The following is a 19115-nucleotide window of genomic DNA, read 5'->3' on the forward strand; positions in this document are numbered from 1 at the left end:
GCTACTGAGTAGCGGGGACAGGATTTGAACCTGCGACCTCTGGGTTATGAGCCCAGCGAGCTACCGAGCTGCTCCACCCCGCGTCGGTGAACACGACTCTACGTGACTCCGGCGAGAAAGGGAAATCCGTTCCCCGCGGGGGCTCCCGCAGGTCAGCCGGGCCCGGTCGGCTGGCGGGTGCGGCGGGTCTGCGCCCACACCGCGAAGCAGACCAGCGCGGCGAAGCACGGCACCATCACCAGCCCGTAGACCAGCAGGAAGCCGTCGGTGCCCAGCCCGGCCGCCGCGTTCCACGCCCCGTGCAGGCCCATCGCCAGCAGCAGCCCCGCCGGGGCGCCCAGCCGGGCCGCCCAGCGGCGGCCGGTGGTCAGCGTCACCGCCAGGCCGATCCCGGCCAGCGCGGTGAACAGCGGATGCGCGAACGGCGACAGCAGGGCCCGCAGCACGAAGGTGTGCACCGTCCCGTCGAAGTCCCGCAGGCTCGGCGTCCGGCCCAGGCCGATCGCGTCCAGCCGGGCCTGCCGGTCCGCGGTGAACGCCCGCCCCAGGTACAGCGCGTTCTCGGTGAACGCGAACCCCGACGCCGTCACCCCGCCCAGCACTGCCCCCGCCGCCAAGGTGCGCGGCCGCGAACGGGCCCGCTGCCGCCCCGCCGGGGCCGGCCGGAACAGCGCCGCCGGACGGTCCGGGACGCCCTGCCGGTGCCACAGCAGGCGACGCAGCCGGCCGCACGGCCGATCCGGCTCGCACCGGTGCCGCCGCCGCAGCGGCAACAGCAGCATCAACAGCGCGGAGCCCTTCGCCACCTCCTCGATCAGCGGCGTCGCGAACTCCGACCCCCAGGTCTCGCCGCGCGCCCCCTGGTGCGCGACCAGGAAATCGCTCGCCCAGCCGTTCGCCAGGATCGCCACCGTGGTCGCCGCGCACGCCCCCCAGGCCAGACAGAACACGCTGTGCCGCAGCGGCACCCGCGCCGTCTGGTTCAACCACGCCAACGACCCCAGCACGAACGGCAGCGGCAGCAGCGCCAGCGCCAGGCCGACCAGCAGCCCCGTCGTCCCGGTCTGCCGCTGCACCAGGTGCAGGATCAGCACCCCCGACCCGGCCAGCGCCAACGCCGCCACTGCCGAGGACACCGCCGGCCGCCGCAACGGCCACAGCCGGCGCGCCAACGCCGGCGCGACCCGCACCACCCGCGCCCCGCGCTGCCCCGGGATCCGCCCCACCGCCGACCGCGGCCACCGGGACAGCCCACCGCGCCGGCGCGCCCTCGACCCGGGAACGGGCCGAGCGCCGGTGGGGGACGACGGCGGATCGGCGGCCATGGCGACGACCCCTACGGGCAGGCTGGGGGAGGCCTTGCCGCCGGGCGGACTGCTCACCCGCAGAAGCGTAGGGGAATGCTCCGCTCGCAGGGGAGCGGAGAAAACAATCCGCACCCCCGCGGCGACACTCCGTCAGCAAGGCGAAACGGCGGACGCCGCCCCGCAGTTGTCCTACCCGGATCGCCCGGCCGTCAACTCTCGCGGGCCCCGTGCGTCGCGGGACGCGGCCGGGCAGGGGTCAGCGGCGGCGGAACAGCAGGTCGTGGACGACGTGGCCCTTGGCCAGGCCGGCCCGTTCGAACTTGGTCACCGGGCGCCACTGCGGGCGCGGCGCGTAACCCGGGACGGTGTCCTCCGGGTGCTCCGCCGGCTCCAGCCACGGCGAACCGTCGCCCTCCGGGTGCAGGTTCTCCAGCTCCGGCGACGCCTCCAGCACCGCCAGCATCTGCTCCGCGTACGGCTCCCAGTCGGTCGCGCAGTGCACCAGCGCGCCCGGGGCCAGCCGCGGCAGCACCAGCTCCAGGAACGACTCCTGGATCAGCCGGCGCTTGTGGTGCTTCGGCTTCGGCCACGGGTCCGGGAAGTACACCCGCAGGCCCGCCAGCGACGCGTCCGTGAGCATGTCGCGCAGCAGGATCACCGCGTCGCCCGCCGCGAGCCGGACGTTCTCCGAACCGTCGCGCTCCAGGAACTGCAGCAGGTTGCCGTGGCCCGGGGTGTGCACGTCCGCCGCGAGGATCCCCGAGGACGGGTCGGCCGCCGCCATCGCGGCCGTGGTGTCGCCCATCCCGAAACCGATCTCCAACGTCACCGGCCGGCCGTCGAACATCGCCTTCAGGTCCATCGGCGTCCCGTCGATGGCGTGGCCGAAACGCTCCCAGCCGCGGTCCAGCGCCCCCGCCTGCGCCTTGGTCATCCGACCACGACGCGGCTGGAAACTGCGGATCCGCTGCTCACGGTGCTGGGCCTCGGTGGCCTTGTGCGGGTACATCGGCGCGGGGTACGCCGCCGGGGCGGCGGACAGCCGGGCCGAAGCGGGCAACTGGGGGCTGGGGGCGGAGGAAGTCACAATCACCCGAGTCTACGGGAGCCCGATTGTCGGATTTCGAGGCCGGCGGCTCCCCTGCCCGCGCGCTTCACCCCGCTGCGGCCTGTGCCCGCCGCGCGACCTCCCGCCCGATCGCCAGCGAGGCCGTCGCCGCGGGCGAGGGCGCGTTGAGGACGTGGACGGTGCGGCCGGTGCCGGCGAAGGCGAAGTCGTCGAGGAGGGTGCCGTCGCGGGCGACGGCCTGGGCGCGGACGCCGGCGGTGGTCGGGAGGAGGTCGGCCTCGGTGACGGCGGGGAGCAGGCGGCGGACGGCGGTGGTGAAGGCGCGCTTGGAGAGGGAGCGGTGGAGCTCGCCGAGTTCGTAGCGCCAGTGCCGCCGGGCGATCGTCCAGGCGCCGGGGAAGCGGATCGTCCCGGCGAGGTCGCGCAGGTCGACCGTCCGCCAGTCGTAGCCCTCGCGGGCGAGGGCGGGAACGGCGTTCGGCCCGACGTGGACGTCGCCGTGGACGCCCCGGGTGAGGTGGACGCCGAGGAACGGGAAGGCCGGGTCGGGGACGGGGTAGACCAGGCCGCGCACCAACGCCCGGCGGGCGGGCGCGAGTTCGTAGTACTCGCCGCGGAACGGCACGATCCGGACGCCGGGGTCGTCGCCGGCCATCCGGGCGATCCGGTCGCTGTGCAGCCCGGCGCAGTTGACCAGCACCGCGCAGCGGATCTCGCCGGTGGGCGTGGTGACGGTGACCCCGTCCGCCCGCCGGGCGATGCCCAGCACCGGGGTGGCGAGCCGGAGTTCGGCGCCGCGCTCGCCGGCGAGCGCGGCGTAGCGGCGGGCCACGGCCGGGTAGTCGCAGATGCCGGTGGTGGCGAGGTGCAGGCCGGCCAGCCCGGTGACCTCGGGTTCGTGCGCGCGGATACCGGCCGGGTCGAGCTCGCGGACCGGGATGCCGTTGGCCCGGCCTCGCGCGGCGAGCGCGGCGAGGCGGGGGAGTTCGTCCGGTTCGGTGGCGACGACGAGCTTGCCGGTGACCTCGTGGGCGATGCCCTGCTCGCGGCAGAACTCGACCATCTGGCGGGCCCCCTCGGTGGCGTACCGGGCCTTGAGCGAGCCGGGCCGGTAGTAGACGCCGCTGTGGATGACGCCGCTGTTGCGTCCGCTCTGGTGGGCGGCGAGGGCGCTCTCCTTCTCCAGCACCGTGACGGTGGCGCCGGAGCGGGTGAGCGCGTACGCGGTGGACAGGCCGACGATGCCGCCGCCGACCACCAGCACCTGGACGTCGTGCTTCACGAACGGACCCTTCGTCAGCCGCTGGTGAGGACCAGCCGGGCGCGTTCGGTGAGTTCCTTGACCCGCTGCTCGTTCTGGTAGGGCTCCAGGCGGCGCAGCAGCTCGACCACGTACTCGCGGCTGCGGTGCGAGGAGATCCGCCCGGCGACCTCGACGGCCCGTTCGCCGGCGGCCACGGCGGCGTCCAGGTCGCCGGCCTCGGCCTCGGCCATCGCGGAGACGATCAGCCGCAGGCCGTGCGAGCGGACGAAGCCCTCGGTGGGGCGGGCCAGCGCCTCGCGGGTGAACTGCCGGACCTTGGACGGCACTCCGAGGTCGCGGAAGCACTCGGCGGCGTCGGCGGCGAGGCGGTCGTAGGCGTAGAAGTCGATCCAGGTCGGGTCGAGGTCGCCGGGGCGGGCCCGGTCGAGGGCGGCCTCGGCGGCGGAGAGGGCGGTGCCGCAGGCGGTGGCGTTGCCGGCCTTGGCGTGGGCGCGGGCCTCGACCAGGTGGAAGAAGCTCATGGTGCGGGCGGTGGCCAGGCCCCGGTTGCGCTCCAGCGCGGCCTGGGCGAGGTCGACGGCCTCGTCCGGGAAGGAGCGGTAGGAGGCCTGCAGGCTCATCGAGGCCAGCACGTACCCGCCGAGCGGCACGTCGCCGGCCGCCCGGGCCAGCCGCAGCGCCTGGATGTAGTAGCGCTGGGCGGCCTCGTGCTGGCCGGTGTCGAAGGCCATCCACCCGGCCAGCCTGGTGAGTTCGGCGGTGGCGCCGAACAGCGCCCGGCCGACCGCGTCGCTGTAGGAGGCGAGCAGCAGCGGCGCGGCCTCCACCCGCAGGCACTCCGGGACCATCGAGGAACGCCAGTCGCCGCCGCCGTACTTGGAGTCCCAGCGGCGGGCCTCCTGGGCGGCCTCGCGGAGCTTCGCGGCGTCCGCGTGCCCGACCCGGTGGCCGGACAGGTCGGGGCCGGCCTCGCGGGCCACCGAGCCGTCGGCGGGGGTGATCAGCCAGCGGGAGACGGGCGTCGCGTACGCGGCGACCGAGAAGGTGCCGGCCAGGCTGTCGCTCCACCGGCCGCCGCCGGGGCCGCGCCGCAGGTCGAGGTCGACGCGCCAGAGCTCGGTGGCGGAGCGGACCGCCTCCGGGACCTCGCGCGGGAACTCCAGGCCGAGCTCGGGCGTGGGGTGCGAGTCGGCCAGGCCGATCTCCTCCAGCGGCACCGGGCGGCCGAGCTTGTTGCCGAGCGCGGTGGCGATCAGGTGCGGCACGGGGCGCTGCGGCACCATGCCCTTGGTGACCCAGCGGGCCACCGAGGTCTTGTCATAGCGGAGGGTCAGGCCGCGTTGCGCGCCCAGGTCGTTGACCCGGCGGGCGAGCCCGGCGTTGCTGATCTGGGCGAGTGAGAGAAGGGCGCCGAGCCGGTCGTTCGGCCCTCGTGAGCTGACGGTCATGGTGGCGGTGGCACCCCCTGGCGACGTCGTGCGCGGATGGCGGCGAGTCGCGACGGCAGCAGCACGCCACCGGACTGCTTGCACCTAGCGTAGTCGCCCGCGTTCCCACGGTTAAGAGCCCGCATTCCGGTTGGCGGGAACGCGCTGCGTCCACGACGGGCGGGCGGGTGCCCGCCGAACGTTCCGCGGACACCTGCCGGACGCCCGTGCTCCGGTCCCGTGCCCGTGTGCGCCATCCGTGCTCCCTGGCCGCAGCGGCAGGTGGGCGATTCGCTGGTGCCTGTGGATCGGCCCGCCGCCGAGGACCCGGCGGGCCGGGGGAAACGCTGCCTCAATCCCCGCGGGCAGCGGCGCGTCCGGGAGGGCATGCGGATGCCCTCCCGGGCTGTGCGACGCCTTTCGGCCAAATCTCGGTCGCGACGCGGCGTCCACGGACCGCTCCCGCACCGCGCCGTGCGGCCACCGGCCGTGCCCCGGACGGGAGTTCGAGGACCCGCACGGCCCGGGCCCCGGAGGGGGCGGCCCGGGCCGTGCGACTCCTTTTCCGCCCACCGGTGGCACGATGTCTCCTGACGGTGCGCCAATTTCCTGCACACAACCGGATGTTCGCCGCGCGCCCGAAGCACCACGGAGGCGCGATGCGGTGGCTCACCGGCTGGAGCGGCCCGACCGCAGACCCGGCCCTCGCCGCGGTCCGGCCGATCGCCGGCACCCTGCTCTGGGGCGGCCCCGACCCGCTCTGGGCCGTCGGTGACTGGCGCCCCGACGAACTCCGCCTCGCCGTGCTCCGCCCCGGCGCCCCCGCCGTCGTCCGCGGCGGACTCGACCCCGGCGACCCCGCCGACCGCACCGCCCGGGACACCCCCGCCACCCTGCGCCTCGCCGTCGCCGGCCGCTGCGGCGCCACCGACCGCGAACTCGCCGACGGCCTGGCCGCCGCCCGCGGCGGCGCGCTGCGCCACCTCACCCACTGGCCCGGCAGCTACACCGTCGTGCTGCGGACCGGACCCCGCTCCACCGTGCTGCTCACCGACCTGGCCGGCGTCCAACCCGTCTTCCACACCCCGTTCGCCGGCGGCACCGCCTGGGCCACCGCCGCCCTGCCGCTCGCCGACCTGGTCGGCGCACCCCTGGACGCCGCCCACCTGGCCGCCCGGCTCGCCACCCCCGAGACCCCCGAGGCGCTCGGCGACCGCACCCCCTTCCGGGGCGTGCGCCGGGTGCCGCCCGGCCACGCCCTCGGCATCCGCGGCGGACGCGCCCACCACACCGCCCACCCCGACGAGCCCGCCGAAGCGCCCGCCGAGGCCCCCGCCGTCCGCGAACTCACCCGCGCCCTGCTGGAAGCCGTCCGCTGCCGGGTCCGCGCCACCGCGCCCGGCGCCCGGCCCCGGCTCGGCGTCGACCTCTCCTACGGCACCGCGTCCGCCACCGTCGCCCTGCTCGCCGCCGCCGTCCCGCTGCCCGTCGGCGCCCGCGGCGGCACCGCGCTGGAGCGGCCCGCCGCCCGCACCGGCGCCGTCCGCGGCTCCTGGGCCCGCACCGCCGACGACCGGCCCGAACCCGAGCCGCTGCCCGCCGTCACCACCGGCACCGCCGACGGACTCGCGCTCGCCGTCCACGCGCCGCGGCTGCACCACCTCGTCGTCCCGCCAGCCCTCCCCTACGACGGGCTCGACGACCCCCTCGCCGGGCCGCTCACCGACGAACCCGGCCCCGCCCTGCTGCACGCCGCCCGCTACACCGCCGTCCACCGGGCGGGCGGCGCCGACCACCTCACCGGCCACGGCGCCCGGCAGGTCCTCGACGGCCACCCCGCCCGCCTCGCCGACCTGCTGCTGGCCGGCCGCCCGCTGCACCTGCTCGCCCCCGTCGCAGCCCTGGCCGGCGCCGACCGCGCCACCGCAGGCCCGCTCACCGGCGCCCTGCACACCCCCGTCACCGTGCTGCGCGCCGCCCGCCGGCTGGCCCGCACCCGCTGCGCCGACGCCCTCGACGACCTCGCGCTCCACCTGACCCTCCGGCACGAACCCGGCGAACCCGCCACCATGGGCCGCGCCCTGGCCGCCGACCTCGCCTGGCACCGGCCGGGCCCGGCCGCCCACCTGCTCGCCGAGGAACCCCTCGCCGCGCTCGCCCAGCACCTGCGCACCGCCGCCCGCGACCGCACCCCCACCGAACCGCCCGGCGCCCGCCGCGCCCGGCACGCCCTGCACCGGCACGCCGCCCACTACCGCACCCTGGTGCACGCCACCGAGCAGCACGGCCAACGCCTGCACGCCCCGTTCCTCGACAACCAGGTGGTCCGCGCCGCCCGGCTGCTCCCCGACGAGTTCCGCCTGCAACCCGGCGCCCGCGCCTCGCTGCTGTCCGCCGTCCTGGCCGGCGCCGGCCGCACCGACCTGCCCGCCACCTGGGGACGCACCACCGGCGCCGACCGGCACGCCCCCGCCCGGGACGGCATCCGGGCCGCCGCCCCCGCCCTCACCGAACTGCTCGACCGCCCGCTGCTCGGCGAGGCCGGACTGATCGACGCCCCCGCCGTCCGCAAGGCCCTCGCCACCGCCACCGACCCCGCCCAGGACGCCCCGGCCGCCACCCTCGCCGCGCTCGCCGAACTGATCGCCGTCGAAGTCTGGCTGCGCCGCCTCGCCGCCCGCCGCCCCGGCTCCGCCTGGACCGGCCTGCCCGCCCCGCGCCGCACCATGCTGGAGGGCTGACCGGGCCCGCTGTCGTGCCTGCCCGGCCCCGCCCGGCCCAGCCGCTAGCGTCGCGCCCATGACCCTCCCCGTCAGCACCGACGCCCCGCCGCCCGGCGCCGCCGTCCTCAACGCCTGCGACGGCTCCGACGCCTCGCTCTGGGCGCTCGACCGGGCGATGACCGAGGCCGAGGCGCACCGCCTGCCGCTGCACGTGCTCGCCGTGGTCAACCCCTCGCCCACCGGCTACCCGCCCGGCATGGCCGACCTCGTGCAGGAGAGCGTGCAGCGCCTCACCGCCAGCATGTCGGACGGCCTGCGCCGCGCCGTCGCCACCGTCCAGGCCGCCCGCCCCCGCCCCTACGCCGGGCAGCTCACCCTGCACGTGGTGCTCGGCAACGTGGTGGACGTGCTGCTCCAGGCCGCGAACGGACGGCACACCCTGGTCCTCGGCACCCGGGGCAACGGCGGCTTCGCCCGGCTGCTGCTCGGCTCGGTCAGCACCGCCGCCGTGCACCACGCGGGCTGCCCCGTGCTGGTCGTCCCGGCGCCCGCCGAGGAGCCCTGACCAGGAATGACGGCGGATGGTTGAGCGTTCACCCGTTCGGCGCAGGCCGTCCGGCCGCCGTGAACCACCCCTGACAGGAGCCCGCCCCGCCATGAAGGTCGAAATCTACTCGGACATCGCCTGCCCCTGGTGCTACGTCGGCAAGCGGCGCTTCGAGCAGGCCCTGGAGCGCTTCGAGGGCAAGGACGGCGTCGAGGTGGTCTTCCGCCCCTACCAGCTGGTGCCCGACGCGCCCGAGCAGGCCCGCCCGCACCGCGAGTGGCTCGCCGAGCGCTACGGGCCGCAGTCGCTCGCGATGGACGACCGGATCACCGAGGTCGGCCGGAGCATCGGCATCGACTACGACTTCGACCGGGCGGTCGAGGTCAACACGCTGCGCGCGCACCGCCTGCTGCACCTCGCCGAGACCGAGTACGGCGCCGCCGTGCAGGCCGCCCTCAAGGAGCGCCTGCTGAAGGCCCACTTCACCGAGGGCGTCAACGTCGGCGACGTCGAGGCGCTGGCCGACCTCGCCGCCGAGACCGGCATCGACCGCGAGCGCGCCGCCGGCTACCTGGCGGGCGACGAGGGCGAGGCCGAGACGCTGGCCCAGCTCGCCGAGGCCCGCGCGATCGGCGTCACCGCCGTCCCGACCTTCGTCTTCGAGGGCAAGTGGGCCGTCCAGGGCGGCCAGGAGGCCGAAACGTTCCTCCAGGTCCTGCGCCAGGTCGAGGCCGAGACCGCCCGGCAGATCACCCCGATCACCCCGGCCGGGGAGACCTGCGCGGACGGCAGCTGCCAGATCTGAGCAGCCGCCCCGCCGCCCCGCCGCCCCGCGGCCCTCAGCAGTCGAGCGAGGCCTGCGCCCAGTCCGCCAGGTCCACCACCTGGACGGAGCCGCGGGCCGGGGTGACCACCAGGCGGATCGAGGTCTGCCCGGCCAGCGCGGCGTGCACCTTGACCGGGTCGTCGCTCCCGGACAACTCGCCGGAGCTCCACAGCACTTCACCGTTGCCGCCCTGCACCGAGAAGACCGCCCGGCCGAACGTCATCCCGAAGCCGTCCAGCCCGGCGACGGCGTCGAAGGACCGGCAGCTGCGGTTCAGGTCGATGGTCACCCGGGACGGCACCTGGACCGCCAGCACATGCCGGTAGTACTCGCCCTGCATCCACGTGCCCGGCCACTGCAGGACGAACCCGGAGCCCCGGATGCTCGGCGTGTTCGCCGCGTCGCGGTGCCCGCGGTTCACCGGCAGCTCGTCCAGCCAGAACCGGGTGACCGCCGAGGTGGACGGGCTCGGCTTCGGGCTCGGACTCGGGCTCGGCGACGCGGGCGGCGAGGCCGGCGGCAGCTCCGGATCGGGCGTGCGGGGCTGCGCGCTGGACGGCGCCGGGCTGGGCGTCCGCGAGGGCGTGGAGGCCTTCGGCGACGGGCTCGGCGACGGCGAGGCCGCCGGGGACGGCGGCGGAGCCGGGGCGGTCGTCCGCACCGGCGCCGGGGTCGGAGTGGCCGGCGCGGGGACCTCCGGCGCGGCGCTGACCGGCGGCGGCGCGGCCACCGGCGGCGTCGGCTCGGGCGTACCCGTCAGCGCGAACGCGGCGACGGCCGCCGCCACCACCGCGATGCCCGCCGCGATCCCGGCCTTGGCGGCCGTCCCCAGCCCCTCGCCGGCCGCCGCGGCCGCACCGCCGCCGGACGAACCGCCACCGGCCGCCGCGCCACCGGCGGCCGCCGTGGTGCCGCCACCGGCCGCGACCGTTCCGCCGGCCACCGCGCCCGTGACGGCGACCCCGGTGCCGACCGCGGCCGCCGCGGCCGTGAACCAGCCCGCGCCGACCCACAGCAGCGCGCCGCCGGGCAGCACCGCCCGCAGACTGTGGTTGATGTCCGCCAGCTCCAGGTACGCGGCCGTGCACCGGTTGCAGTCCTGGACGTGCTTGCCGACCTCCGCCGACGCCCGCTTGCGCAGCGAGCCGCGCGCGTACGCGCCCAGCCGGTTCGCGTACCCGGCGCAGCCCGACTCCTGGCTGCCCGACACGTGCGCCTGCAGGAACGCCGCGGCCAGCCGGTCCCGGGCCCGGTGCGCCTGCACGGCCGTCGCGTTGGCGGTCTTGCCGAGCATCACCGCCACCGTCTTCGGCGACTCCCGCTCGACCTCGGTGTGCCAGAGCACCACCCGGTCGTCCTCCGGGAGTTCCGCGTACGCCCGCATCACCATGCGCTGGTCGGCCATCGCCAGCGCCCAGGCGTCCGCGCCCGGGTCGGCCAGGTCGAACTCGACGGTGGCGGCGGACGCCTCGGCGAACGTCGCGAAGTCGTCCACCAGTTGCTCGCGCCGGTCCGAACGCCCCCAGGCCGCCGCGACGTTGCGCACCGCCGTCAACAGGTAGGCGCGGACCGCGAACTCCGGCCCCTTGCCCGCCTTCAACGCCTGCAGGGTGCGGGCGAACACCTCGCCCGCGAGGTCCTCGGCGGTGAAGCTGTCCCGGCAGCAGGTCCGCGCGTACCGGCGCACCGCGTCCGCGTGCCGGCGGTAGATCTCCTCGTACGCGGTGTCGTCGCCGGCCCGCACCAGAGCGGTCAACTCGGCGTCCGACGGCGGGCGTTCACCGTCCACCGGATCGGCCGGCGGCGGCACCGTGGAACGCGCCGACAGCTCCTCGACGATGAACGCCTCCGGAGTGACCCCGCCCTGCCCGGCCGGGGCCTGACCCGGAACCCGGCCGGTCAGCGACTCCCGGGCCGGACTGCCGGCCTGGTCCGGGACCTGCCCCGGCGCACCCAGCCCGGAGCCGAACTCCCCGCCCTCGCCCTGCTCCTCGGGACTCACCTGGCACCGCCGGGTCGCACGGCGCGCGACACGGACCGCCGCTCGAAGTCGACGGCGATCACGGTACGCAACGGGACAATGGCTCCAACCACGGGCAAAGAATGGCATAGCGGAGCGACCACCGGTAGCCGCCCGGAGTCGGACCCACTCTTCCGTGCCGCCGCTCGCCGAGGTGTTCGGGGGCCGACGGCGCAGGCACCGCGCGTATCCGGACAGTCTCGCGCGCCGCCCGCTCCGTACGCTACGCCCGGCGGCCCTCCGTCACCCGAACGGCGCGACCGGACGCGTACCGACCGTCTTCCGTCGGCCCCCGCCCGCCCGTCAACTGCCGGACGCACAGTGCCGGTTCAGGCCGCGCGCAGGCCCTGCAGCAGGATCTGCAACAGCCGGCTGCCGGCCCCGCCCTCGCCGTCCTCCCCGGCCGCCAGCGCCGCCGACGCGTGCACCGGCACCGCCGCGGTCAGCACCAGCACCACGTCCGCCACCGTCACCCCCGGCCGCAACTCGCCCGCCGCGCCCGCCCGGGCCACCAGCGCCGCCAGCAACTGCAGCAGCAGCCGCGGATCCGCGCTCTGCTCGATCTCCGGCTCCGGCGCCCCGGCGAACGCCCGCAGCTCACTGCCGCGCTGCTCCGGCACCCGGCCGATCTCCTCGGCGTAGCGGAACGCCTCCGGCGGCAGCAGCCGGCCCGCACCCGAGGCGGCGGCCCGCTGCAGGAACCCCGCCAGCGCGTCCCACGGCCCGTTCAGCCCGCCGTACAGCGACTCGCGGGCCTGCGCCGTCAGCCAGGACACCTCCTCGGCGGCGATCCGCTGGACCAGCACCTCCTTGCTCGGGAAGCGCCGGTACACGGTGCCGACCCCGACCCCGGCCCGGCGCGCGACCTCCTCCATCGGCGCCCCGTACCCGAGCTCGCCGAACACCTCGCGCGCGGCCCGCAGCACACTCTCCAGGTTCCGCCGGGCGTCCACCCGCAGCCGGGAACCGCGCCCGGCCTCACCGGGGCGCTCACCCTGCGGGAAGGCGAACCGCTCCCGCGTACTCGGCCCGCGCTGCTCCGGCACCACATCCACGGCGGTCCTCCCGAACGCGGCGTCCGGCGACCGCTCGGCCAACTGCTCCTGCTCCGACATGCCAACCTCCCCCGAGGCACCCCGTTCCGGGCACCCGAACGGTCACTGCGCCCCCTGGCGTGCGCTGCCGACACCGGTCTCGTCCGACGTCCGCGCACTACCTTCCCCGGACGGCTCCCGGGCAGTCGCACCGACGCCACCGGGCTCGCTGGTACATGGACCGGCACCATCGACGGTCCGAACCACAATCCGACCATAGTTCAAGGAAGTTCGCCGCAGAAGTGGACCCCTCACCGCGCGCAACCGTCCGACCCCGCCCCGACTCCGGACAAACCACCCCAGCACCACCCACCGGTCCGCGTGAGACGGATCACAGCCCGAGCATCCGGCCCCAAGTCCCCCCGACCCGCCCCGACTTGTCATCCTTTGCCGGATCTTGACGAATCGTCACCCGCACCGACGCCGCCACCCCCGGCGGCGAACCGATCGAACGTACACGTTTCCGGGGTGCGAACGCCCGTTCCTCGCTAGCGTGACCGACGCACGCGCACAACAACCACACACATTTGCCGACCACATGGGGGGTCATGATGCGGCAAGCAGCACCCGGGGGGAGCGGGGGAAGCGGATTCACCGTTTCCCCCGACGAATTGGAACAGTCCGGCCGCACCGCGCAGCACACCGCCGAGGCCGTGCCCGGCGAGACCGGCGGCATCCTGGCCGCCTCCGACGGCGCCGAGAGCAGCCTCCGCGGCTGGCGCACCGGCATCGAGCTCAACTCCTGCACCGACGAATGGAAACGCCTGCTCGACAACCTCTCCCGGGAAATGGACTCCCAGGGCGACAAGCTGATCCGCACCGCCGCCAACTACCGCAAGGGCGACCAGAACTCTGTGCGCGAGATGACCGCCGTCGACGTCCCGGCCGTCCCCGCGGGCACCGGCATCGGACGCCCGGGCCCCGCGCCGTCGCGCCCCTTCGACCAGCCGCGGCCCGTCGTCGGCGCACCGTACCCGGCGACACCCGAGCAGATCGAACGCTTCCGCACCGCCTTCGACACACCACCGCCCACCATGGGCCCCCACCTGCTGCCGCCGGACCAGGCCGAACAGGCCCGCCGCCTCCTGGACCCCGCCGCCCAGGCCCGCCCCGGCACCCTCGGGAGGGACCTCTGATGGACATCCGCACCCTTCAGAACACCAGCCCCGACGCCCTCTTCGCCGCCGCCGACGCCTACACCCGCCTCGCCGACGCCTTCGCCCGACACGGCGACACCTGGGCCACCGGCGTCGACGCCCGCGTCCGCGACTCCGGCTGGACCGGCCACGCCGCCGACCGGGCCGGCACCTCCCTGCACGCCACCACCACCAAACTCGGCGCGGCCGCCCAGGAACTGCACCTGATCGCCCCCGTCCTGCGCGAAGGCGCCGAAGCCTTCTTGCTCGCCCAGAACAGACTCCGCACCGCCCTCGCCGACGCCACCGCCGACGGCTACCGGGTCGCCGACGACGGCTCGGTCTCCTGGCCACCGCCCACCGGCCCCGGCAACGACGTCGACACCCTGGTCCGCGAACAACTCCGGCAGACCACCGCCCTCGCCATCGGCGGCCGCATCGCCCAGATCCTCACCGAGGCCGACCACGCCGACCTCGTCACCTCCGAACGCCTGCGCCGCTACACCGACAACGCCCGCACCGGCGACGGCCTCGACCCCGCCACCGCCCTCGGCGACATCACCGGCCGCCCCTTCCGCGAAGACCTCGTCCTCGCAGGCATGCCCCCCAAGGGCGCCTCCCCGGCCGAGGTCAACACCTGGTGGAAGAACCTCCCCCCGGAAGAACAACAACGCCTCCTCCAGACCCACCCCCAAGAAATCGGCAACCGCGACGGCATCCCGTCCCCCATCCGCGACCAGGCCAACCGCACCAACCTCGACCGCACCATCGCCGACCTGGAGGGGCGGCAACACCGCACCCCGGAGGAGCAGGACAAGCTGGACGGCTTCATCAAGGTCCGGAACCGGCTGGCGAAAGCGGACGCGGAGTACGCGACCTCGCGGGACCAGCCCCAGCCCTACCTGCTGGCGATGAGCACGGACGGGCAGGGCCGAGCAGCCCTCTCCTTCGGCAACCCGGACACCGCCGACGACGTGGTCGCCTACGTGCCGGGCCTGGGGACGAAGGTCGGCGACGTCGGCGGCGCAGACGGCGACCGGGCGAAGGACCTGTGGGAGGCGGCGCACAACAAGGACCGGACCAGGTCCACCGCCTCCATCGTCTGGCTGGGCTACGACGCCCCGCAGAAGGCCTTCCCGGCCGCGGACAGCCTCGCCGTCGCAGGAACGGCGAGGGCCGAACAGGGCGGCGAGGCGTACCAGAGCTTCCTGCAGGGGCTGCGCGCCTCGCACGAAGGCGAGCCCGCCCACCTGACGGCGCTCGGCCACTCCTACGGCTCGCTGACCCTGGGCCAGGCCGCCCAACGACCCGGCGGCATCCCGGTGGACGACATCATCCTCGTCGGCAGCCCCGGCACGGGCGCGAGGCGGGCCGGCGACCTCGGGATCGATCCCGGCCACGTCTGGGTCGGCGCGGCGGAGAACGACCCGGTCACCCGACTGCCGGGCGACGGCGAAACGATCGGGATGGGTGCCGGAGCAGCCGCCGGAGCGCCGCTCGGGCCGGCCGGGATCATCACCGGAGGGCTGGCGGGCTTCGGGGTCGGACACACCGTCGACCCGGACCACCTGTGGTTCGGCCAGGACCCCGTGAGCGAGGGCTTCGGAGCCAACCGCTTCGTCGTCGCCGACGGACCCCTCGGCTTCGACTCGCACTCCGACTACTGGAAGCACGACCGGAACGGCCAGAACAGCGCGTCACTGGACAACATGGCCGACATCGTCTCCGGGCACACGAACCAGGTCGAGAGGCAGAAGCAACGGTGAAAGCACGAATTCTCGTCACGGCCGTCGTCGCGGCTCTGCTGTTCGGACCACTGGTCACCGGCTGCTCGACCTTCCGCGAGGACAAGCCGGTGGCAGCGCTCGACACGGCCAAGTCGACCATCGACGCTCTGCTCGACGGGGCGACGAAGGCCATCACCCCGGCGGTGGCCTACCGGGACGTGGGCTACTCCGTCGAGTCGCACATCGACTGGGCCCACGACCCGACCGGGAAGGCCCGCCTGACCAAACAGCGCGTCCTGGAACCCCGGATCGCGGACGGGAAGGCCGAGCTCCTGATGGGCGAACTCACCGACTACTGGAAAGCACAGGGCTTCGCCGTCACCCGCGACGACACCGCCCGACGAGTAGGCGCCGCCGCACCGGGCGAGGCCTGGGCCACGGTGACGATCGGCCAGGGCGGCGTGGTCCACCTGGAAGCCGGGATGGACCCGGTGAAGGACCCCGGCACCCTCACCCCGTTCAAGGACCAGCAGACGCCCGAACCGTCCCCCGGAGCCACCAGGACTCCCGCCGGCGAGCAGGACGACCCGTACTGGTCGCACTGACCCCCGCCCAAATCCCGTGCCGCCCCCGCCAGTTGCCCGGCCGGGGCGGCGCGGTGCGTTCCGGGGCCGCATTCCCGACCGGATTCGGACCGATCCGGCCCGGAGTGTGGACAAGACCCCACCGCCGGGTGCGTCATAGGGGGAACGTGAAACGGGTCACAACCCGAGGGCCGGCCGGAGGTGCCCCATTCGGATCCTGATCATCGGCGGCGGCTGCGCCGGACTGAGCACCGCGCTGCGCCTCCAGCAGCTGCTGCGCCCGCAGCTGAAGGACGGCCGGGCGGACATCACGATCGTCGAGCCGCAGCCGTACCTCACCTTCCAGCCCCTGCTGGCCGAGGTCGCGGCGGGCTCCATCGACCCCCGCCACGTCGTCGTCCCGCTGCGCACCGCGCTCCCGGACTGCCGGGTGCTGACGGCCCGCGTCACCAGGATCGACCACGCCTCCCGCACCGCCTGGGTGGACGCGGCGCCGCGCGGCGAGCTCCGGCTGCCCACCGAAGTCCCGTACGACGTCCTGGTGATGGCCCCGGGCGCGGTCTCCCGCACCGCCCCCGTCCCCGGCCTCGCCGAGCACGGCATGGGCTTCGCGACGGTCGGCGAGGCCGTCGCCCTGCGCAACCACGTCCTGGAACAGCTCGACCTGGCGTCCTCCACCCGCGACCCGGCACTGCGCCAGGCCGCGCTCACCTTCGTGTTCGTCGGCGCCGGCTACGCGGGCGTCGGAGCCCTCGCCGAACTGGAGGACATGGCCCGCACCGCCACCAAGGGCTTCCACAACCTGACGCCCGAGGACCTCCGCTGGGTGCTGGTCGAGGCCACCGACCGGATTTTGAGCGAGGAGATCCCCGAACTCGCCACCCACACCCTCGCCGCCCTGCGCGACCGCAACATCGACGTCCGGCTCTCCACCACCCTGGAGTCCGCCGTCGACCAGGTCATGGTGCTGTCCGACGGCGGCCGCTTCGCCGCCCGCACCCTGGTCTGGACGGCCGGCATCCGCCCGGCGCCCGTGCTCGCGCTCACCGACCTGCCGCTCGACCACGCCGGCCGGATCACCTGCCTGCCCACGCTCAGGATCGCCAACCCCGACGGCACCCCGCTGGCCGGCGCCTGGGCCGCCGGCGACTGCGCCGCCGTCCCCGACCAGGGCGGGCAGCCCTGCGCACCCAACGCCCAACACGCGCTCGCCCAGGCCAAGTTGCTGGCCGAGAACCTGGCCGCGGAGCTCGCCGGCCAACCCCTCGCCGACTACCGGCCGGGCGACCCCGCCTGCTCCACCTCGCTGGGCCTGCGCCGCGCCGTCGCGCACACCCGCCGCGGCGCCCGCCTCACCGGCCGCCGCGCCTGGTGGCTGCACCGCGTCCGCCAGCTGCGCCGCCTGCCCAGCCGGGAGCGCCGGGTCCGGGTGCTGATGGACTGGATGTTCGGCGGACTGTTCCCGCGCGAGGTGGTCGCGCTCGGCACCATCGAGCACCCGCGTGCCGAGTTCGAGTCCGGCTTCACCACCGGGCCCGGAGCGGCCGGCCCCGGCAGCTGACCGCCTCGCACCCGAACACCCTTGCCGCGGTCGGCCGTGCCGCAGCCGCCCTTGCCGCGGCCCGTCGGAAGCGCACCCCGGCGCACAACCGCCGGAACGCGCCGTACCGGGGGCTCGACTTCCGGAATCACCCCGGAGCCTGACAGGATCGCCCCATCACGCCATGTGCCGCCCCGCGTACGCAAGGTGATGATCACACCGGAATCGACTCACGAGCAGGAACGACCCCCACACCAGTACCTCCGAGGAAGCGGCCGACGTTGAACCTCATGCGCTGGAGCGCCCGGCTCACCGGAGCCGCGTGGCGGACTGCCCCCACCACCGCGGACGAACCCGTCACCGTCCCCGGCCAGCGCGACCCCGCCGGCTCCGGCCCCGACCTCCGCGACCCCGAGCAGCTCTACGACCTCCGCGACGTCCTGCGCCGCCTGCCCGCCCCCGTCGCCCTCACCCACGGTCCGCACCACCTGCTCGGCTACGCCAACCGCGCCTACCGCGACCTGTTCGGCGCCCGCACCCCCGGCCGTCCCGCCGCCGAGGCCCTCCCCGAACTCACCGCCCTCGGCGTCCTCCCCCTGCTCGACCAGGTGCTGCGCAGCGGCCGCGCCCGCAGCGTCAAGTCCCGCTGCATCCTCGGCCTCGGCGGCAACCGCTACTACAACATCGCCTGCGTCCCGCTCGGCCCCGACGAGCACCGCACCCCCACCGGCGTCCTGGTCTTCGCCACCGAGGTCACCGACCAGGTCCAGGCCGCCGGCCGCCTCCGCGACGCCGAACGCCGCCAACGCGAAGCCGCCGTCACCCTCCAGCACAGCCTGCTCCCGCAGAAACTCGAACAGCCCGCCGACCTGCACGTCGCCGCCACCTACCAGCCCGGCGGAGCCGACGCGGCCGTCGGCGGCGACTGGTACGACGTCATCGGCCTCGGCGGCGGACGCACCGCCCTCGTCATCGGCGACGTGATGGGCCGCGGCCTGCGCGCCGCCGCCGTCATGGGCCAGCTCCGCACCGCCGTCCGCGCCTACGCCCGCCTCGACCTCCCGCCGCACGAAGTGATGACCCTGCTCGACGGCCTCGCCATGGAGATCGACGCCAACCAGATCGCCACCTGCACCTACGCCGTCTGGGACCCGGCCGGCACCTCCCTCGTCTACGCCTCCGCCGGCCACCTCCCCCTCCTGCTCCGCGCCCCCGACGGCACCGTCCTGCGCGGCGAGGAACAGAACGGCCCACCCCTCGGCACCGGCGGCGCCGGCCACCTCTCCCACACCCTCCGCCTGCTCCCCGGCACCACCGGCGTCCTCTACACCGACGGCCTGGTCGAACGCCGGGACCAGGACATCGACCAGGGCATCGACCACCTCGCCCGCACCCTCACCGGCCCCGTCGCCACCCCCGACATCGTCTGCGCCCGCCTCCTGCGAGCCCTCGGCGTCACCGCCGAGCACGACGACGACGTCGCCGTCCTGGTCTTCCAGGTGGCACTTGATTCCGAGCCCCCGGCTCTGTAAGGTTCTTCGAGTTGCCTGACAGGGAGCACCGAGCACGCGTGAACCGCGTGGACGGTCCCGGGGCAGCCAATCCCTTGAGAACCACCCAGTTGATCCGTGGCGGGTCGCGTCCTTTTCGCGTCTCCGTTCGTATTTGCTGTGCGTGTTTTCGGAGATTGCGGCGGATTCGCTTTTCGGAGCGGGGATCGGCTAGAGTTTGAAACGTCGGACGGGCCGTCAGGCCGGGAAGACGAACAGCAAGTCGGATCGAAACTCCGGAAAACGGAGCGGAAAACATCTGATAAGCTGGAAACACGAAAGAACGAAGCGCCCGGAGGGC

13 protein-coding genes, 1 tRNA gene and 1 pseudogene are annotated in these 19115 nt (G+C 75.1%); 8 read left to right on the forward strand and 7 right to left on the reverse strand.

The window, feature by feature from the left end:
- Positions 1-9 precede the first annotated feature (9 nt).
- From ACWEMJ_RS30355 to ACWEMJ_RS30375, 5 genes are all read right to left on the reverse strand, one after another.
- Positions 10-83: transfer RNA gene (locus ACWEMJ_RS30355), tRNA-Met, on the reverse strand.
- 69 nt (positions 84-152) lie between these two features.
- Entirely contained in the window at positions 153-1382 is a 1230-nt protein-coding gene (locus tag ACWEMJ_RS30360) for a PrsW family intramembrane metalloprotease (RefSeq protein WP_452140333.1), read from the reverse strand.
- A gap of 181 nt (positions 1383-1563) precedes the next feature.
- Positions 1564-2394 carry a tRNA (guanosine(46)-N7)-methyltransferase TrmB gene (gene trmB, locus ACWEMJ_RS30365; protein ID WP_452140334.1) on the reverse strand — a complete coding sequence of 277 codons (831 nt, stop codon included), beginning with the start codon at positions 2392-2394 and terminating at the stop codon, positions 1564-1566.
- Between the two features lie 67 nt (positions 2395-2461).
- Positions 2462-3658 (reverse strand): L-2-hydroxyglutarate oxidase, encoded by a 1197-nt coding sequence (lhgO, locus tag ACWEMJ_RS30370; protein WP_452140335.1) that lies wholly within the window; start codon positions 3656-3658, stop codon positions 2462-2464.
- 14 nt (positions 3659-3672) lie between these two features.
- Positions 3673-5088, reverse strand: coding sequence for an MFS transporter (locus ACWEMJ_RS30375; RefSeq protein WP_452140336.1), 1416 nt, complete (start codon positions 5086-5088; stop codon positions 3673-3675).
- A 638-nt stretch (positions 5089-5726) separates the two neighbouring features.
- On the opposite strand from ACWEMJ_RS30375, the gene ACWEMJ_RS30380 reads away from it, so the two are divergent.
- The 3 genes from ACWEMJ_RS30380 (at position 5727) to ACWEMJ_RS30390 (ending at position 9142) form a co-directional block, all read left to right on the forward strand.
- On the forward strand, positions 5727-7808 hold the full coding sequence (locus ACWEMJ_RS30380) for an asparagine synthase-related protein (RefSeq protein WP_452140337.1): 2082 nt from the start codon (positions 5727-5729) through the stop codon (positions 7806-7808).
- A gap of 58 nt (positions 7809-7866) precedes the next feature.
- Complete coding sequence (locus ACWEMJ_RS30385; RefSeq protein WP_452140338.1) at positions 7867-8355, forward strand: universal stress protein; 489 nt, start codon at positions 7867-7869, stop codon at positions 8353-8355.
- 91 nt (positions 8356-8446) lie between these two features.
- Positions 8447-9142: a DsbA family oxidoreductase gene (locus tag ACWEMJ_RS30390; RefSeq protein WP_452140339.1), complete on the forward strand. Its 696-nt coding sequence runs from the start codon at positions 8447-8449 to the stop codon at positions 9140-9142.
- Between the two features lie 34 nt (positions 9143-9176).
- Here ACWEMJ_RS30390 and ACWEMJ_RS30395 read toward each other — a convergent pair whose 3' ends face one another.
- Both ACWEMJ_RS30395 and ACWEMJ_RS30400 read right to left on the reverse strand, forming a co-directional pair.
- Positions 9177-11165 (reverse strand): sigma-70 family RNA polymerase sigma factor, encoded by a 1989-nt coding sequence (locus tag ACWEMJ_RS30395; protein ID WP_452140340.1) that lies wholly within the window; start codon positions 11163-11165, stop codon positions 9177-9179.
- Positions 11166-11512: 347 nt separating this feature from the next.
- Positions 11513-12298: a helix-turn-helix domain-containing protein gene (locus ACWEMJ_RS30400; RefSeq protein WP_452140341.1), complete on the reverse strand. Its 786-nt coding sequence runs from the start codon at positions 12296-12298 to the stop codon at positions 11513-11515.
- A gap of 590 nt (positions 12299-12888) precedes the next feature.
- Here ACWEMJ_RS30400 and ACWEMJ_RS30405 point away from each other — a divergent pair.
- The 5 genes and pseudogenes from ACWEMJ_RS30405 to ACWEMJ_RS30425 form a co-directional block, all read left to right on the forward strand.
- Positions 12889-13413 carry a hypothetical protein gene (locus tag ACWEMJ_RS30405; RefSeq protein ID WP_452140342.1) on the forward strand — a complete coding sequence of 175 codons (525 nt, stop codon included), beginning with the start codon at positions 12889-12891 and terminating at the stop codon, positions 13411-13413.
- Positions 13413-15179 carry an alpha/beta hydrolase gene (locus ACWEMJ_RS30410; protein ID WP_452140343.1) on the forward strand — a complete coding sequence of 589 codons (1767 nt, stop codon included), beginning with the start codon at positions 13413-13415 and terminating at the stop codon, positions 15177-15179. Before ACWEMJ_RS30405 ends, ACWEMJ_RS30410 begins: the two co-directional genes overlap by 1 nt.
- Positions 15176-15745 carry a hypothetical protein gene (locus ACWEMJ_RS30415; protein ID WP_452140344.1) on the forward strand — a complete coding sequence of 190 codons (570 nt, stop codon included), beginning with the start codon at positions 15176-15178 and terminating at the stop codon, positions 15743-15745. The genes ACWEMJ_RS30410 and ACWEMJ_RS30415 overlap by 4 nt, the downstream gene beginning before the upstream one ends.
- Positions 15746-15995: 250 nt before the next feature.
- Positions 15996-17285: an NAD(P)/FAD-dependent oxidoreductase gene (locus ACWEMJ_RS30420; protein ID WP_452140345.1), complete on the forward strand. Its 1290-nt coding sequence runs from the start codon at positions 15996-15998 to the stop codon at positions 17283-17285.
- 260 nt (positions 17286-17545) lie between these two features.
- Positions 17546-18763, forward strand: a pseudogene (locus tag ACWEMJ_RS30425) (PP2C family protein-serine/threonine phosphatase); the annotation flags it as partial.
- Between the last annotated feature and the right edge of the window lie 352 nt (positions 18764-19115).

The sequence above is a fragment of the Kitasatospora sp. NPDC004531 genome (assembly GCF_053602195.1).